Source organism: Novosphingobium sp., assembly GCF_039595395.1.
Lineage (GTDB): Bacteria > Pseudomonadota > Alphaproteobacteria > Sphingomonadales > Sphingomonadaceae > Novosphingobium.
In genome coordinates, this window is record NZ_JBCNLP010000006.1 from 546,380 (window position 1) to 564,048 (window position 17,669).

Below are 17,669 nucleotides of genomic sequence, written 5' to 3' on the forward strand. Positions count from 1 at the left end.
TTTTGCATTGGGGCAGCATCTCCCGAGAACCGACAGGGAGAGAATGATGCGTGTGATCCCGGTTGCCGCCTTCGGGCTGGCCCTCAGCGTTGCGGCGGCAAGCCTGCCCGGCACCTTGCAGGCGCAGGATGACCCCAAGCGCGTGCCGCTGCCCGGCGATATCGCGCTCAAGGAAGATTCGGCCAGGCAGCGCCCGCTGAAATGGTCGATGCCGGACAATCCGGGCAGTGGGCCCTATGCCGCGATCAAGGCGGTAGATCCGGCTTTCCCCGATCATGTGATCTATCGTCCGGCGCATTTGGCCGGGCTGAAGCGTCCTCTGGCGATCCTGCTATGGGGCAATGGCGGCTGCCGTGGCGACGGCGCTTCGGCGCGGCTGTTCCTTGAAGAGATCGCCTCGCATGGCTTTCTGGTGATCGCGCCCGGCACGATTCTGAGCGGCCCCGGAACCCCCATGCCGGCCGATGACAAGACCATGGGCAAGAGCCTGACTGCCGATGTGCTGGCCGGGCTTGATTTGGCGGAAAAGGCCAATGTGGCGGGGATGTACAAGGGGAGGCTGGATCTGGCGCGGGTGGCCGTCGCGGGCACAAGCTGCGGCGGGCTGCAGGCGCTTCAGGCGGCGGCGGACCCGCGCATCAAGGCAGCGATCGGTCTGCACACAGGTTTCTTCAACGATGACCGCGCGCCCAACACCGGTGAGGCCACCAGCAAGAACCAACTCAGGGCGTTGCACACGCCGGTGCTCTACATTCTGGGCGGGCCGCGCGACATTGCCTATGAAAACGGCATGGATGATCTGACGCGGATCGATCATGTGCCGGTGGTGGTGGCCAGCCATGCCGTCGGCCATCTGGGCACCTTCAACCAGACCAATGGCGGCAGCGAAGCGCAAGTGTCGCTCAACTGGCTGAATTGGCAGCTTTATGGCGATGGCAAAGCGGGCGCCGAATTTACAGGCAAGGATTGCGGCCTCTGCCGTGACAGGGAATGGGCGCTGGAGCGAAAGAAACTGCTCAACTAATAAGCGCATGCCAGAGTCCGGATCCCCCCGAGATCTGGCATGTTTTTGTCCGCCGTTGGGTGATTCTACTTCGTGGAGCTGTAGTCGGACTTAGTCGGACAGCCTATTCACGTCCAACGACTCCTAGCTTGGCCTAACTTCACCTTCCCATGAATGGAAGGCAGCTTTCGAAGGGCTGAAACGGCGCGCCGAATGACAGCTTTGTCAGCGGGACAGGAACGGCAGGTTCTCGCGCCAGCGGGGCATTGCCGTCGCTGACGGCGCTCAATGAAGGTTTGGTCCGCTTGAGGTATGCCTATAGCGGACCGCCCCCCCCGAAGCGGATGCCTCTGGTATTTCCGGTGCTGTTCAATGATTAGGTGAGCGCGAACGCGACCGCCGCATTCGCATGGATGAGGGTGGAGTCGAACCCTTGGAGTGGCAAGGCATCCGGATCGAGGATCAGCCCGATTTCCGTGCAACCAAAGATCACGCTGTCAGCGCCGTCCGCCTTGGCGCGCTCGACCAAGGTCACAAGTGCATTGCGCGAAGCGGCCAGCACCTTCCCTTGGCAGAGTTCATCAAAAATGATCGCGTGAACGGCCTCACGGCCATCCTCCTCCGGCACCATTACCTCGATACCATGTCCAGCCATGCGTTCCTGATAAAAACCATTCTCCATCGTATAACGGGTCGCGAGCAGCAGTGGCTTACGGTGGCCGTCTTCCCGCAGGCGCTTTGCTGTCTCATCGATAATATGGATAAAAGGCACATGGATCGCCCGCTCCACGTCATCAGCCACGAGATGCATTGTGACCGCGCAAATCATCACGCAATCCGCTCCCGCCTTCTCCAGCCCCTTCGCCGCATCGGCTAGGAAGGAGCCTGCGTCATGCCAACGCCCGCTCTTCTGCATGGCAACGATTGTGTCGAAATTGACCGAGCGCATGATCGTATCGGCAGAGTTAAGGCCTCCCAAGCGCTCACGCACGGCTTCATTGATGAGGCGGTAGTAGGTAGCTGAGCCCTCGAAGCTCATCCCCCCGAGTAATCCAACTGTGCGCATGACAAAAGATCCTGACGGTTGACCAGAAAAGTTAGGGCGCTCCTTAGACTGTGTAGCGCGGTCGCACCGGAAAAATCTTCTTTGCACACCCTCAGCTTTGCTTCCGCTCAAAGAGACACAGGAGCGGAATGAACCGCGCTGAATACGCTGGAGGTATCTGTATCAGTGTAAATCGCGCCACGGTCTCATATAAGCAGACTCTAATGAGACCAAGGAGCCCCGTATCTCCGAACCATCGGTCGGGCTGCCCACATGAACAGAGGGCGGCTTCCGACGGACTGTTTGAGGCCGTCAACGGCAGGTTTGTCAGCGGCTGTCCCATCGTGTGGGAGCAGCCGCAATCGACCAGAGCTGGTCGACCAAGTCAGTAATGGCGAACGTCTACTAATTACAGAAGCTGCCGATCGCGTTCGTCATATCGAGATATTGTTCTTAACGCTAAATTTATTCGTCCAACACGGGAGCGCCAAGTCAAAAACGGGATAATTCAGCGCAACAGATCGGGAAGATCGTAAAGGAGCTTCAAAGCGTTGGACCAGCCCACGTCGGAGAACAGGCGTAGAATTTCGACAAGCGCGGCACGCCGGTTGTCGTCCTCAAAGATCGAGCGATGGTCGGCGATATAGCGAGTCACCATCCGCACTATGACGGGAGCCGCCAGGCTCTCGTGATGATAACCTTCGCGCGCCGCCGATCCCGTCAACAGCGCATGCAGCGCATCGAAAACGCCAGCGGGATCGCCGGGGATCAAAAACTCATAGAGTTCGACCAGGTGGTGGTGCGTCGAGGGTTCATGCGATGCCGCCAATAGCACCAGCATTGGGCGATAGTCGTCCAGGAACCGCCGCATCGTCTCAACCGACATCAGACCCACTGCGGATTCGCTATTGGCGCCATGTGCGCCGGAGCCGAAGTAGAGCTGGTTCATCAGGTGGCCGATGACCGACTCCGCGGTGCGATAGGTTGCAATGGCCGCCTCGCGCGCCTCGCCCTCGACCTGATCCTGTATCACGGTCGTATGGCTGGCAGCCGATGCGGCTGAACAGGCCTTCAATATGATCATGGCGGCATGCTGTGAGCGGGCGGACAGACCCACGTCGCATTCCTCGCCGCTCGCATAGCGCGTGAAGAAGGCGCCGCTCAGCATCGACAGGAAGGAGGTGAAATATTCGCGATGCGCGGCCGGATCGCCGGCCGAGGCGGTCAGCCAATCGAACGCAACCGGCTCTTTCTGCCAGCACCAGAGCTGTGCGGTCATGCTGCCGAGCTGCTCAGCCACCTTGTCGCGGCTCGGTGTGTCGTCACGCTCGACTGCCTCGCGACGGGCACGAACGATTTCAATGATCGCCTTGCACTTCTCGACATTGTGCAAGGTGAAGCGCGGAATGACATATTGTAGGAAGGAACTCAGAACTCCGGTATGCGGCTCATCGCGGGCGATGCGTTCGGCCAGCTCCCACATCTTGGGGAGTGCGATGCGGCTCAGCACTTGCAGGCTACGAGCGGCCTGCAGACGAACCTGAGGCACCGGGTCGGCGAGGATCGCATCGAACATCTCGATGATCTCGCCATGGGCTTCGCCGAAGCGATCGGCGAGCGAGACATAGGCGTCGGCTGCATAAACGCGGACCGCGCAATTGCCATAGCTCAAGCGCGAATCCTCGCCGTCACTCTCCTTTTCTTGCGGAAAGCGGCTCGCCCACAGCCGGCGGAGCATGGCGAGCAGGTGCTCCATCGACGGCATGCCGTCGATACCCGGCGCGTAGGCCGCCGCGCCCGCGATTCGCTCGACCGCATTGCTGATGTGCCCCCAAACCGATTGCTCGACCTTGGCGTCCAGAGCAGCGCCATTGGCATCCCAGAATTCGAGCGTCTCGACAGCCCCAGTCCACAGCTCTGCGAGCGCGGCACCTTCACTGGCGGACGGCGTTGCCTCCACCTTTTCGTAAAGCGCTTCGGATAGCGCCAGTATCCGCGCGTCGATGCCTTTCTCGACGTCGACGCCTTCGCCCGCGAGCAGGCTGCGCGTGATACCACGCGAGGATCCCCAGCTTACCGTTATCGACCGGGTCGGCGGATTACCAGCGAGGTTTCCGGCCGCGTCCAGGTCATCGCGGAAGGCGCGCATCGCCTCGGTGGCAATCGCATCCGCATCGACCAGCGATAGCCAGCGGCTCAGCGTGCGCCGCCACCAGCGTTGCTCGTTCTCTTCGCTGAACAGATCAGGTCGCAGCGCTTGCGCTTCGAACGCCGCACGCTCGTTTGGAGTGCGCGAGGGATAGACCGCCGCCAGAAACCGCACCGCGTCACGGACGATGTCTCCGTGCGCCAGGATCGTGACGTTGCTGGCGAACGGCCAAAGCAGTTTGCCGACCTCATCCATGCGCTCGGCGCCAACGCCCAAGATCCGCGTCCATATAGCCGGTCCCGCATATTCGCTCGCGGCAGCCTCGACCGTCGTGGCGAACGCCTCGGGCGCACAGCCCCGCAGGTGCGCGACCAGATGCGCCAGAACGTCATCGTCCTGGGTGCCGTGACGGCCCTCAGGGTCGTCCCACGCGTCAAGCGTATCGTCGTGGCCCAAGAGATCGAATGGCGCACGGCCTTCGATCGTCACGCGCTCGCGATTATCGCCCAGCGGCATATTGCGGTCGGTGTCGCCAAGCGCCGCTTCGACGATCGCGCGCGTGCCGAGCGGCGCCGACAGCTCGAGCAGCCGGGGCACGCGCCGGCCAAGATCATAGCGACAGCTCTCATAATCCTGCCGGCGGTTGGACGAGAGCTGCATGATGCGGCTCACGTGTCCGCCCAAGTGGGAGGTGCTGTCGTCAGTTATGTTGGACGAATGGAGCATGCGGTATATTTCGATCGCGAAGTCGGGGGCGATCCGCGCGATCGGTATGATCTGTTCGGAGAGCCAGCGGGCCTCGCGATCGGCATTCGCCGAGAAATGCGGTTCGCGCAGAATCCGGTCGAGCAAAGTGCGCGATGCGGCGGGATCGGAGGCGAAGCTTTTCCCGACAAAGCGGATCGCACTGGTCGATGTCTGCTGCATCGGAGGATCGGCGGCCCAGGCAAAGGCGAGCAGAGCCCGCGACGCACGCCCGAACACCTCAAGCAGATCGGTGTCGGTGAGGTCGCCCTTTTCGAACAACGTGTGCAGCAGGAAGCGCGTTGCATCGGACAAATCGCGGGATCCGGTGGCGATTGCCGCATCAGCGACGTGTGCCCAGGCGATTGCCTCGCTTGCCACCACGCCACCGGCCAGGTCGACTGCGAGCCCGACGAACCGCGCGAGCCGCGACAGCATTGTCGCCAGCGGTTCGTCATTCGGCCGCACCGCGATCAACGCGACCAGCCCCGCGACATCGGCGGGTGTCGAAACCCGCTCGATCGCGGTCCGCAGGGCGACGTTGGTGAGTACCGGATCGACCTCCGGGTCGGCATAGATGTCGGCGACGAGCCGCCAGACCTGCGCCTTGCCATCAGCATCCTGGCGCCACAGCCGCTCGATCGCGAAGCGCAGTGCTGGTGCGAGCATCAATGCGACCGAACTGTCGCCGCCGAGCTGGCCGATCAGGCGCGCGGGATCATCCCACTCAAGGAAAAAGCGGCTGCCGACATGGTCGAACAGCACATGATGGGCGAAGCTGACGAGGTCGCCGGTATCGCGGAGCACGCCGGTCTGGATCACGGCGTCGAGCTGATCATGCCCAACCACAACCTTGCGAACGGCGAGCCGGCGCCGGCTGACCATCGCGCCGACAGTCGTCGCCGCAGCCGCTTGCAAGGCCGTGCCGACCAGCCGGCGATCCTCATAGGCGTCGATCAGATCGGATTGGGTGGCGACGGTGCGGATACTGTCGGGGCTGGCGCCGTCGGCGAGCAATTGCGCGGCGAGCGAGAGATTGAAGACATTGCGCAGCAGGTCGCGAAGCTTGTCGGGTGCGGCGGCGATCAAGCTGCCGAGATCAGCCGCAGCGGCACCGGCGGCGTCGAGATCCTCGCCAGCGAGGCGCGGCACCTGAAAATGCCGAACACTGCCCAGACCGGGTTCGGCAAAGGTCGGATCGGGCGGCGATCCCGGCATCGCGTCCCGAAACCGGCGCCCGTTGCGCAGATCGAAGGTGCGGATCGAAGCGACGACGGTCCAATCTGTCTCCGAAGCGCCAAGCGTCTCGATCAATTGGGCGAACACGCCTTCGGCGGGTCCGCCGCGCGCGGCGTCGAGCGCATCGATGATGAGGATCTTGGCGCCGGAGCTTGGAGCCGCGTCCAGCACCTCGACCAATGGATGCTCCAGTCCCAGCTCGGATTGGAGATCGGCGGCGATGGCGACACCGGGAAAACGATCGACTGAGAGGAATACGACGGTGTCGCCAGTAGCACGACGCGCCTGCGCAAGTGCGACCAGTGCGCCGGTCTTGCCCGCCCCTGGTTCGCCGATGACGATCAGCGAGCCGATATCCACCGCCGTGCTCAGCGGGCCGTCGCTGGCACGCGCGATCGGTATTCCGCCGGCGATCGGCAAGCGGGTGTGCCCGGCGAGGCGCGCAAGCTCGGCGTTGGTCGTCGCCGACAATCGGCCAAGGTCCACGCTATAATCAGTCGCGCCGACGTCATTATGGCCAAGCCGACGAAGCTCGCGCAGCAACCCGGCCCGGTCCGCGGGCGCGCCGCTGCCGATCATGCCGCGGATGATGGACTTGAGGTCGCGCAGCGGCGCGTCGCCGGCGGCTTCCGACCCGTAGAGCCGGCTGCCAATGAGCCGGGATGCTTCGCGCCAATTGTCTTCGCCCTCGTTCATCGAGAAGCGCACGACGCGGAACAGGCGCGCCATCATTGCCAGATCGTCGTCGGTCGGGGGCGTCGCGGAAAGTATCGCCCAGGCGCCCCGAATATGGGTTTCAAACAGGTCAAGCGCTTCGCGCTCGGTCGAGGACCGCCCGGCCTTGGTCGGTGCCCAGTTGCCGCCGAGGTCGAACGCGCGGCAGCCTTGCTCCAATGTATCTAGCGTGCGCGCTGCGCTGGCAGCAACGGCCAAAACGGCTCGAACCTTCGCGGGATCAACGGTTGCCCTGGTATCGCGGGCATCGACGATCACCCGCACGAGCTGGCTGATCGTCTTACCGAGCGGACTTTTGGGGTTGGTGGTCAGCCCGGCGCTGGTCTTGCTCTGCACATCGATGCGGCTGCCATCATCTTGATCGAGTCGTATGTCGTCTAGCCCGTCGCCGGTTTCGAGTTGGATGGCATTGGGCAACGCGACATTGGCGAGCCCGAAACGCCCGCCGACCGGCATGCGTGCGAGCAGATGGGCGGCGAGCCAGGTGCCGACCTCAGCCTGAAAATCCATGCCGCCCTCGGTGGCCCGCCCCCCGGCGCGCATCGGCGGTGCGTTCACATCCGCGTCAGACATGACCGCGCGCGCCGTGATGGTTGCAAGCAATTGGTCGCAAATCGATCGGTGGTCGCACGCGGATTGTCATGCGCGACACATAAGTTATGATTAGGCGTCTATACAAGGTTCGTCGCTCTACCAATCACAGTGTCAGATCGAGAGTTGCCGGTGAGCGATCAAGAGGGCGCACCGAACCTGACAAAGCCACCGCTCACTGGCCTCCCCGTTCAAATACCTGAGTTCAGAATACGTGTATTGGGCCAAGCTAAATGTCGGCTCTCGGCATAAGCCGACATTTAGCTTGGCCGGTGGGAACGGCCGCTTCGTCCCAAGGCATGACGATCAGGGCCTCCGCAAGGGAGGTGGACACCCCCATTAACCCGCCCTGTCAGGCGAGTGATGGTCTGGTCGGGCGGTAAAGGTACGGGGATTGAGCGGATAACCCGCCTTTGGACTGCCGAGACTGATTACCGCAGCCTTTCCGATTGGTTTGGCTCGTTATCCAGCGACTCGGCGCTGCTGATGAAAGATCAGGCGGCCCATATTATAGGCGATATTGACCAGACCGACCTTGGCTCTGGCGCGCTCGATGCCGATGGTGCGGATGAACAGGTTCATGCGGTCCTTCTGCTGGGCAAAAACATGCTCGACCGCCGAGCGCACCCGTGATCTTGTGGTATTGCCGCGTCGGATGTGCTCGGGCATCGGCCTGCCTTTGGGCTTCTTGCGATGGATACGGCTGGTGAGCCCCCGTGCGGCCAGCCATTCCTCATTGACCTTCGAGCGATAGGCCGTGTCGGCCCAGACGTCCGAGGCGGTGTTCTGGCAGGTTACAATCTCGCGCAGCACCGCGCCATCGTGGCGGGCCGCGCTGGTCACGGCCCAGTTGCGGATGAAGCCGAAGCTGCGGTCGATGGCCACATGGGTCTTGTAGCCGAAGACCGCGATGGCCAGTTCGGGCACTGAGCGTTCGGCCTCGGGGTCGCGCGGGCGACCGATCTTCACGGTCCAGCGGGCATCGGTGTCCTTCTGCGCCGCCTTGGCCGGCTTACCCTTCCAGATGTCGCGTGCTTGGCGGCCGGCCTTGATCTGGTGTTTCTCGGCAACCGTGTTGCGCTGGCGCGGCGCAGCGACCAGGCTGGCATCGACAATCTGGCCGCCCATCGCCAGATAGCCGCTGGCCTTGAGCTGGCGGTCGAACTCCTCGAACAAGCGTTCGATGGCGCCCGAGCGGGTCAGCCTTTCCCGAAACAGACGGATCGTGTTCTCGTCGGGCGTGCGGTCCCCAAGCCCGAAGCCCAAAAAGCGAAGCCAGCTCAGCCGGTCCCGGATCAGAAATTCCATCCGCTCATCGCTTACATTGTTCTGCGCCGCCAGGATCAGCACCTTGAACATGGTCACCGGATCATAGGGTGGGCGACCGCCTCTGGTGCCATCAGAATAGGACAGGCCTGCGTCCAGAACCGAGCGGAAGGCCTCGAAATCGATGATCCGACCCAGCCCAGCGGATCGCCGGTTTCCGACAGCCGTTTGAGGTGATCCCCGATCGCAAACAGTCCCGATAGCTTCATCGACAGCTCCTGCTTCCGAGAGCCAATGAATCACGCCATACGCTCAAATGCTACAGGTAAATGGGGGCCTCCAGGTGTACGACCGGCAGCTTTTGACGAGGTCAATCGGAGCCGCGAAGGTCAGCTTTGTCAGCGGGAATGGTCAATCGGAAATTGACAAGGTTGGCGATTCTGCCTTGGTCCCGGCTCCTCACCACGATGAGAGGGAGTGCCAAGGCGGCTGAGATCACATGGCGAGGTTCCTTTCTCAGACAGATCGCAGCCAGGTCTTCTAGCCAGATACGAGATGGCGCAAGAAGGCGCCCGGCCGATCCAAAGTCGGCGCCACCGGTCCGATCACCTCCGACGGGGCTGCATCGAGATAGCTCAATGCTCTTGAAAAGGTGGCGACCTGCTGCTGTGCGAAATCCGCGTCCAGCCGGTCGAGGCCGCCGCTGGGCAGGATCTGGCACAGATAGTCCGGGCCCGGAACCAGCGAGATCGACGGGATACCGCATTGATACAGCGTCGATCCCTCGCCAAGGAACATCTGGCTGAGGCGCGGCGCCACTGTCAGGCTGCGCAGCTTCGTGCGGTGTTGGGCGGCGGCGCGATAGACCTGCTCCATGAAGGGGTTGGTGGTGTAGACGATCTCGCGCTCCAGCCTGCCGGTGGGGGCGGGGTTAGGGGGCTCGCCCCGATCTTTCCATTCCAGACAGCCCAGATGTTCCAGCGTCAGACCCGCCACGGCGCGGGCGTGGCCTGGCTTGCCGTCCCACAGTTCGGGATGCCGTCGCAACCAGGCCAGCGTGGCTTGCCCGTGGCCCTCCACCAATTGCGGGATCTGGAAATGTCCGGTGGCGAACACGAAGACGATCGAGCGCTGGCGGTCCGTGCGGCTGCCATGCGCCTTGGCCAGCGCCAGCAGCCCTGCCGCCCCGTTCTCCTCGCAGGCATTGGGGCCATCGGTATGCGTGTTGACGATGATCGTCTCATGGGGATTGCGACCAGGCAGGATCGCGTGGAGCGTGTCGGTGTCTGCCTCATCCAACGCGGCCTCAAGCACCAGCGTGGCCGACCCGCCCGCCTTGAGATGCGCCGCTTGGGCCTCGCCCACCCAAAGGGCGGGCAGATCGGCATAGGGCGTCGTGAAGGGCAAAACCTGATTGCGAGCCAGTTCGTCGGACAGTCCTTCGAACAGGCAGATCACACCGCGCACGCCTGCCGCCTTGGCGCGGGGCAGGAAGATGTTGGTCAGCGGACCCAGAACGGGGACGATCTCTCCCCGTTCAAGGTCGGCTCCGGCATCAGGGAGCGCCGCCTTGCGCTGGAAAAGCATCAGCGTGGTTGGCAGCGTCAGATCCAGCCGTCCCACCGGTACCACCGCGATCTTGCCGCGCGCGGCGGAAAAATCCTTGGGCGCCTTGTCGAACCAGACCAGATCGCCGGTGATGCCTTCGGGGCCAGTCATGCCGGAATAGGGATAGGGCGCGGCAACCGGAATGCTGGTCCCATTGCCCAGCGTGATCGCTGTGCGTCCGGGCGTCCAGCGATGGATGCGATGCGTCTGGCGATGAACCTCCAACCCCAGCGCAGCCAGTTCCTCCGCGATATAATCGACCGAAAGCTGATGCGCAGGGCTGGCCGTCAGGCGTGGTCCAAAGGCATTGATCCGCTCGATCCAGTGCCACAGCGTATCACGATCGGGCAGTTGCGGCATCTGGCCCAGGGGCGGCAGCGGCCTGATCCGGCCGGGGCGCAGCCATGCCAGGGCCGCCACCGCCATCACCCCTGCCCAGAGCATCGTTCGCCGTCGCATCATGCATCTCCCGCCTGTCGGTTCAGCAGGGTACGCAGCGCCTTCTTGTCGATCTTGCCCACGCTGGTGCGCGGCAGGCTTTCGACCACGATCACCCTTTCGGGGATGGCATAGCGGCTGAGGTGGCCGGCGGCGACATGATCCTGCAAGGCGGCGCAGGCGCGCGGCGGGTCAAAGCCCGCTCCTGCCACCACGAAGGCGGCCGGGCGCTCACCCCACCGAGCGTCGGGCACGCCGATGACAGCGGCCTCAACGATGCCGGATTGGGCCTCCAGCAGGTTTTCCAGCGCAACCGAGGACACCCATTCGCCCCCGGTCTTGATGACATCCTTGATCCGGTCCACAATGCGCAGGGCGCCATCGGCATCGGCCTGCGCGACATCGCCGGTGTGCATCCAGCCGCCTGCCCACAGCGTATCGGAGGCCGCCTGTGTGGCATGGCCCTGCGTCAGCCATGGCGCGCGCAGCATCAGTTCGCCGCCATTGTCAACATCGGTACGGGTCTGGACCAGAGGCAGCGGGAAACCCGCGCGGCACAGCGCCCCGGCTTGTCCCGCATTGTCGCGGGCCAGAGCGATGACCGGGCCCGTTTCGGACATGCCATAGCCCACCACGGTGGCGATGCCCGCCGCCCCGGCCTCGCGGGCCAGCGTTTCGGGCAGGGCCGCGCCGCCGATCACCACGGTCCATGGCGCCAGCGATCCTTCCCCGGTGTCATTCGCGTCGAGCAGCATGCGCAGGATCGTGGGCACGCAATGCGACAGCGTCACGCCCTCGCGCCGTTTCAGCGCCAGCAGCCGCGCCGGGGCATAGCGCCCCGGATAGACCTGTTTGACGCCCAGCATGGTGGCGACATAGGGCATGCCCCAGGCATGGACATGAAACATCGGCGTCATCGGCATGTAGACATCGGCGCGGCGCATGCCTTGCCCATCGGGCTGGCTGGCCAGCGTGGCTGCCAGCGCCAGCGTGTGGAGTACCAGTTGCCGATGGGTGAAAAACACCTGCTTGGGATCGCCGGTGGTGCCGGTGGTGTGAAAGGTGGTGGCGATGGCGTTTTCGTCGAAATCAACAAAGGGATAATCGGGCGCGGCGGCGGCGATCTGGATCTCGTAATCGTCCGGCGCGTCGCTGGCCATGGGGATGGCCGCGGGGCAAGCGGGCAGCCCCGCGCACAGCGGCGCGAAATCGGCATGATAGAGCAGGCATGAGGCGCCCGACTGGTTCAGCGTGAAGGCGATCTGCGCCGGGGACAGGCGCACATTCACCGTTTGCAGCACCGCGCCCATCATCGGAATGGCGAAATAGCATTCGAGATAGCGATGGCTGTCCCAATCCATCACCGCCACAACATCGCCCTGCCGCACGCCCTTGGCCGCCAGCATCGAGGCCAGTTGACCGACGCGTTTGAGGAAATCGCGATAGGTCAGCCGAAGGTCGCCGCTGACGATCACCGCATCGGTCTGGTCGGCGACATTGGCCAGCAGGTGGCGGATCAGCAGGGGAAAGACATAGGCCTGTGCGGCCGGGGCGGTCAGCAGTCTGGGCGCGTTCAAGGTCTGATCTCCAGCGGTCATTGCGGACAGGCGATATGGCGGGCGGTGTCGGGGCCATGCGCGGGATCAGCCCCGAGTGTGGCATCATGGCCCTTCAATTCGTCGATGGTGAGCCGGTCGGTGGCCTTGATCATCTGTGCGATCATCGCGGTCTGGCGCGCGGCAAGGTCGGCGTCCAGCTTGTCCATATGGCCGTTCGCGGCGATGGCCAGCAGGTAGTTGGGCCCCGAAATGCAGGCGACATGCGGGATGCCGCTGTTGTGGAACACGCGGCCCGTGGTGTATCCGGGGCCCGCCTCGACCGCATGGCGCAGCAGATCGTGTTGCTTGATCCCGGCGACGACCATGTCGGTCATGGGGCCAGCGGTTGCGGGCCAGTTCATATATTCGTTGTGACCGGTCGCGGCGTAACCCTTGCCCGGAATGTCGGCCCATTCGCTGGCACCCAGATGCTCGATGGTGAAGGCGGCGGCGGCGCGCTTCATCACCGCCGGATGGGCCAGAGCCCAGCCCTCGGCTTCAGGCAGCGTGCCGCTCATGTGTCCGGGCCAGCCTGCAAAGACCAGCGTGCGGCGCAGCCTTTGCCCCGGCGGCAGGCTGGCAAAATGGCGGGCGAGTTGCAGCACGGCCATGCAGCCGTTCTCCTCGATGAAGTTCTGCCCGTCGGTGTGGGTGTCGACCAGCACCACCTCCGGGCTTTCACCGGGCAGGATGGCGGTGATCTGGGGCACCTCGCCATCGACCCATTGCGCATCCAGCGTCAGATGCGCGCTGTGCCCCGCCTTTGCCGCCGCGCGCAGGGCCTCGCCCTGATCCTGCCCCACGAACAGGGCGGGCACCTTGGCCTTGTAGGGCGAGGCATGGGGCGAGAAATTGCCCGCGATCATTGCTGAGGACGCGTCCAGAATGATCGCCACACCCGCCACGCCGCGTGCCGCCAGATCGTCCATCGCAAAGGACGGCATGGTCCACAGGCGGCGATAGGGCTGGTCTAGCACATCGCCCTCGCTCTCACCGCGCAGGTGGATGAAATGCGGGCGCACGATGCTGTGCAGGGGCATGGCAGGCATATGGGCATCGAACACCAGAATGCTGCCTTGGGGGATATCGGGGAGATGGGCGGGCCCATTGGGGCGCAATTCGCCAGCATAGATCAGCGGTCCGGTAACGCCCTGTGGGCCCGTCGATTGCGAGCGGACGAAATAGGCGACGCCGGGTACCGGGCGGCGCTGCGCCCCGTCGATCACGTCGAGGCTCCAGCGTTTCGGTTCCCAGCGGCGATAGGGGTAGGTCTCGCATGGGCCAGCTTGCAGCCCCGCCGCGCTCAGTTCGTGCCTCAGCCAGTCAACGAAGCGCAGATGGTTGGCGTTCCCAGGCAGGCGCGGGCCGAAATCGACCATCTGCTGGTAATCCTGCCGGATGCGCTCGGGCGAGGGCAGGGGGATGGTGGCGCGCCCCGGCGCGGCCAGAGCGCGTGTGACAGGGCTCAGGCTGGCGATGGCGGCGCCGATCAGCGTGGCGCGGCGGGACAGGATGGGGTGCATGGATCGTCTCCGCAGTCAGAAGGTCAGGTTGACGCCGGCCGTGAACTGGCGGCCAATCACATCGTAAAGCTGGGGGTTGGTCGGGATGAAGGTGACCAGTGTGCCATTGGGCGCCAGCGGCGGATCGCGGTCGAACAGATTGTTGACGGTGAGATACAGGCGAAAGCGCTTGTTGATGCGGTAGGAAGCGGTCAGGTCGGTGTAGAACACCGAGGGGACGCGGTTGTTCTCGATGGTGATCGGGGCCTGCCGCGTCACGTCATAGGTTCCCGCGCTGATGAAGCGTTCCTGTGCGAAGAGCTCGAAATCTCCGCGTTTCCACGTCAGGTTGGCGGTGGCTGTCCAACGCGGGTTGGCCGACAGGCCCACTTCGCCCGCGCGGTCGATCGAGGTGCCGCTGCTGATGTCCTGCCGCTGCTTTTGCAGATAGCTGGCGACGAGACGTATCTGCGTCGCTCCGCCCAGCAGGTCGTGGCCGGGACGATAGCTGACCTCGATGTCCACACCCGCGCTTTTCAGGCGGTTGAGATTGAGCGTGGGGGATTCGATGCGGGTGATCTGTCCCGCGCTGTTGCGGGTGATGTTGGCGCAGAGCGCGGTGGCACCGGCGTTACACTGGTCCAGCGTGTTTTGCGGTGTCAGCGAGGAGATTACGCCGGTGAGGTCGATCGCATAATAATCCGCTGACAGCGTCAGCCCCGGCGCGAAATGCGGGGTCAGCACCACGCCTGCGGTGTAGGTGCGGGCGCGTTCAGGTTTCAGACTGGCATTGCCGCGCGTCACCTGAATGATGGGCACCGTCGCGCCATTCTCGATGACTGAGCCGGTGTTCTGCACCGTCCCGGCAAACAGTTCGGGCACATTGGGCGCACGTATGTCCTGCGACACGGTGCCGCGCAGGCGCATCCCCGACACCGGCTCCCAGACCAGTCCGGTCTTCCATGTCGTCACCCCGCCGCTGGTGCTGTAATTGGTGTAGCGCACCGCCGCATTCAGATCGAGCGCGCGCAGCAGGGGCAGGTTGCGCGCCAAAGGCACCGCCGCCTCGCCAAAGATTTCCCAGAGGTGATAGCCGCCCGACACCGGAAAAACATTGGTCAGCAGATAGCCACCCGGCTGGTTGAGATAGGCGGCGGGAAAGCCCCGAATGCCGGTGGCGTCGTTGATGCCGGTGGCGATGTCGTCGGACACCTGCGTCAGATTGACGCGGCGATATTGCCCGCCTGTGGCCAGCGATACCTCGCCAGCCCATGTCGAGAAGGGCCGCGCCCGCACCGAGAGATCCGCCACATCCTGCGTGAAGTCGGTCTGGTACGATGCGCTGCCCTCGACATAGTTGATGGCGGCCTGCGAAGGGGCGCCCGATCCGAACAGGTTGATCGGCACGCAGCCGGGGTAGAGCCCCGGATTGGTCAGCGTCACCCGGCACACGATGTTGCCCGAGGTCGGATCACGCACTGCATCGGCGGCGGCATACAGCCGTTCCAGCACGACATTGTTGTCCGTGCGGATGCGGGTGCGGTTGGTGCTGTGGCCATAATAGCCCTCGACCAGAAGGCTCTTGGGACCGCTCCAGCGGAAACCTCCTTTCAGGTCGAGTGTGCGTGCGTTGGCGGTGGCATTGGCCGGATCGCCAAAGTCGAAGTTCACCCGGCCCATGGCGAAAGCCGCTGTGTTGGTGTTGGTGAGGATCTGCTGCACGGCGGGGTTGAGGAAGGCGTTGCCGCTGTAGATCGTGAAGCCGTTGAAGCCGCCCAGATTGAACTGCTGGACCTGATTGTAGTGGTTGCGGGCCAGCGCCAGACTGCCCTCGGCAAACAGCATCAGCGAGGGGGTGACGTCGAATTCGGCATGGGTGAAATAGCTTTGCGTGCGGATGGCAGCGGACAGGTTGCTGAACACTTGCGCCCCGTCGCCGCCCGCCTGAATGAGGCCAGATTGCAGCGACCCGCGCGAAAAGGCGGTCAGCGTGCCGTTGGGCGCGAATTGCTGTCCGGCAAAGGGGCCGCTCAGGGCAAGGCCGCCCGCTGAGGCGGTGGATGCGCGCAGATTATCGCGAAAGATCAGTTGGCCCGCGACGGCGGGATTGCTCAGGAAGCCGGTCGCATTGCGCCCCCAGTCCCGGTCTGCCACGCTTTGCAGGCCACCGACATTGTAATAGGAGGCGCTGGCCACGATGCGCGCTCGCCCATCGGCAAAGCTGTGTCCGGCGGTCAGGCTGGCCTTCTGGCTGGGAGCATCGCCCTGTCCCGAAATCCCCGATTGCAGCGTGGCCTTCAGTCCGGTGAAGTGCGTGTCCAGCACGAAGTTGACGACCCCCGCCACCGCATCCGACCCATAGGCCGCCGAGGCGCCGCCGGTGACGACATCGACGCGCTTGATCAGCTCTTCGGGCAGCAGGTTGATGTCGGTTGATCCGTCGCGCGACGATGGCGCGGCGCGGCGTCCGTCGATCAGCACCAGCGTGCGCTGAGCGCCCAGATTGCGCAGGTTGAGATAGCTGCCCGTGCCCGGCCCGGTTGCCCCGGTAAATCCGCCCGAGGGCCGGGTCGAACCGCGAAAGGCGGGGAGCTGGTTGAGCGCTTCGGCGATCAGTCCGGGCTGCGCCTTGGTCAGCGCCTCGGCCGACACGACCGTGACCGGGGTGGGCGCCTGCGATCCGTCGCGGATCGCGCGGGACCCGGTGACGACGATGGCATTGGTGTCCTGGATATCCTGTTCCGCGCTGGCGGACTGTGGTCTCTCGTTGTCTTGTGCCGCGACGGATGTCGCAATCAGTGCCGATGCACAGGTGGATACGAGCAGAATCCCTCGAATCATTGACCGCCCCTTTCAGTCGTGGGGCCGCGGCGATTGTTCGCCATCAGTCCCCCCTTCTCCTGATGGGAAGGTCGCTTATCCGGGATGGCAGGTCAACATATTTCTTTCTGGGAAAAGAAATATGTTACAGCGTGTTTCCGAACTCCTGTTCAGGCCCTTGTGAAACGTTGCAAAGTGCACGAATTCCCGCTGCGACAAAGGCGGGCAAGCGATCGGCAATCCCCGCGAAATCCGAGGAACTGACCTCCCCGTCCGAGATCCTGTCGATACGCCCGGTCTGGCCTAGCGAGAAGGTGAAGGCCCCGGTCAAGAAGTGATAGCCCCAGTAAAGCGAAGCGAGCGGGGCATTGGGCATCAGCCGCTGCATGTCCGCGATCAGGACCTTGGAGACATCGTCGAACACTTCGGACATCAGCGAATGCATCGCCCCGCGCGAGCTGTTCACATAGGCGACGATGGCAGCGTAATTGCGGTGCCCGTCGCTTTCCTGGGCCATGTCGAAACCAGGGCGAACAAAGGCATCGATCAGCCCTTCCAGCGTTCCGCGGTCACCGAACTCCTGCCGATAGGCGTCCAGCGCCTTGTAACGTGCGGCGTTGATCAAAGGGCCGCGCCGGCGGAACACGGCCGCGAAGAGCTTCTCCTTGTCGCCGAAGTAGTAACGCATCAGCGAGGTGTCGATCCCCGCGATGGCCGCCACGCTGGCCAGCGTGGTCCCATTGTATCCTTTCGCGGCGAATTCCGCCTCGGCGTGGTCGAGGATGAGGGTCATCGATTCCTCGCGCCGCTCGGCATTGGGGCGGCGGGACGAGATGGAGGGGGAGTCGGCTGGCTTCTTCGTCACGATCGATCCGCTTGCGGTGTCAGGCGACCTTTCCGCCTGACGGGGTTGGGCGGACAGATAGCAACA

Annotated in this window: 8 protein-coding genes and 1 pseudogene; 1 reads left to right on the plus strand and 8 read right to left on the minus strand. The window is 63.9% G+C overall.

Features of this window, described 5'->3' with window-relative positions; translation table 11 throughout:
- The first annotated feature begins 43 nt into the window (after positions 1-43).
- On the plus strand, positions 44-1,024 hold the full coding sequence (locus tag ABDW49_RS22435; protein WP_343615400.1) for a dienelactone hydrolase family protein: 981 nt from the start codon (positions 44-46) through the stop codon (positions 1,022-1,024).
- A gap of 355 nt (positions 1,025-1,379) precedes the next feature.
- Here the strand turns inward: ABDW49_RS22435 and ABDW49_RS22440 are convergent, their stop codons facing one another.
- The 8 genes and pseudogenes from ABDW49_RS22440 to ABDW49_RS22475 form a co-directional block, all read right to left on the minus strand.
- Positions 1,380-2,069: an aspartate/glutamate racemase family protein gene (locus ABDW49_RS22440; protein ID WP_343615402.1), complete on the minus strand. Its 690-nt coding sequence runs from the start codon at positions 2,067-2,069 to the stop codon at positions 1,380-1,382.
- A gap of 487 nt (positions 2,070-2,556) precedes the next feature.
- Complete coding sequence (locus ABDW49_RS22445; protein WP_343615404.1) at positions 2,557-7,488, minus strand: hypothetical protein; 4,932 nt, start codon at positions 7,486-7,488, stop codon at positions 2,557-2,559.
- A gap of 480 nt (positions 7,489-7,968) precedes the next feature.
- Positions 7,969-9,041, minus strand: a pseudogene (locus ABDW49_RS22450) (IS5 family transposase).
- A gap of 271 nt (positions 9,042-9,312) precedes the next feature.
- Positions 9,313-10,842, minus strand: a complete 1,530-nt coding sequence (locus ABDW49_RS22455) for a hypothetical protein (RefSeq protein ID WP_343615406.1) — start codon at positions 10,840-10,842, stop codon at positions 9,313-9,315.
- Positions 10,839-12,395, minus strand: coding sequence for a long-chain-fatty-acid--CoA ligase (locus tag ABDW49_RS22460; RefSeq protein WP_343615408.1), 1,557 nt, complete (start codon positions 12,393-12,395; stop codon positions 10,839-10,841). Before ABDW49_RS22460 ends, ABDW49_RS22455 begins: the two co-directional genes overlap by 4 nt.
- 17 nt (positions 12,396-12,412) lie before the next feature.
- A complete protein-coding gene (locus tag ABDW49_RS22465; protein ID WP_343615410.1) occupies positions 12,413-13,939 on the minus strand; it encodes a hypothetical protein in 1,527 nt (508 codons plus the stop codon).
- A gap of 15 nt (positions 13,940-13,954) precedes the next feature.
- Entirely contained in the window at positions 13,955-16,759 is a 2,805-nt protein-coding gene (locus tag ABDW49_RS22470; protein WP_343615411.1) for a TonB-dependent receptor, read from the minus strand.
- A 124-nt stretch (positions 16,760-16,883) separates the two neighbouring features.
- On the minus strand, positions 16,884-17,603 hold the full coding sequence (locus ABDW49_RS22475; RefSeq protein ID WP_343615413.1) for a TetR/AcrR family transcriptional regulator: 720 nt from the start codon (positions 17,601-17,603) through the stop codon (positions 16,884-16,886).
- Between the last annotated feature and the right edge of the window lie 66 nt (positions 17,604-17,669).

Coding starts and splice junctions, on each gene's coding strand:
- ABDW49_RS22435 (WP_343615400.1), top strand. CDS start 44: ATGATGCGTGTGATCCCGGTTGCCGCCTTCGGGCTGGCCCTCAGCGTT.
- ABDW49_RS22440 (WP_343615402.1), bottom strand. CDS start 2,069: ATGCGCACAGTTGGATTACTCGGGGGGATGAGCTTCGAGGGCTCAGCT.
- ABDW49_RS22445 (WP_343615404.1), bottom strand. CDS start 7,488: ATGTCTGACGCGGATGTGAACGCACCGCCGATGCGCGCCGGGGGGCGG.
- ABDW49_RS22455 (WP_343615406.1), bottom strand. CDS start 10,842: ATGATGCGACGGCGAACGATGCTCTGGGCAGGGGTGATGGCGGTGGCG.
- ABDW49_RS22465 (WP_343615410.1), bottom strand. CDS start 13,939: ATGCACCCCATCCTGTCCCGCCGCGCCACGCTGATCGGCGCCGCCATC.
- ABDW49_RS22470 (WP_343615411.1), bottom strand. CDS start 16,759: ATGATTCGAGGGATTCTGCTCGTATCCACCTGTGCATCGGCACTGATT.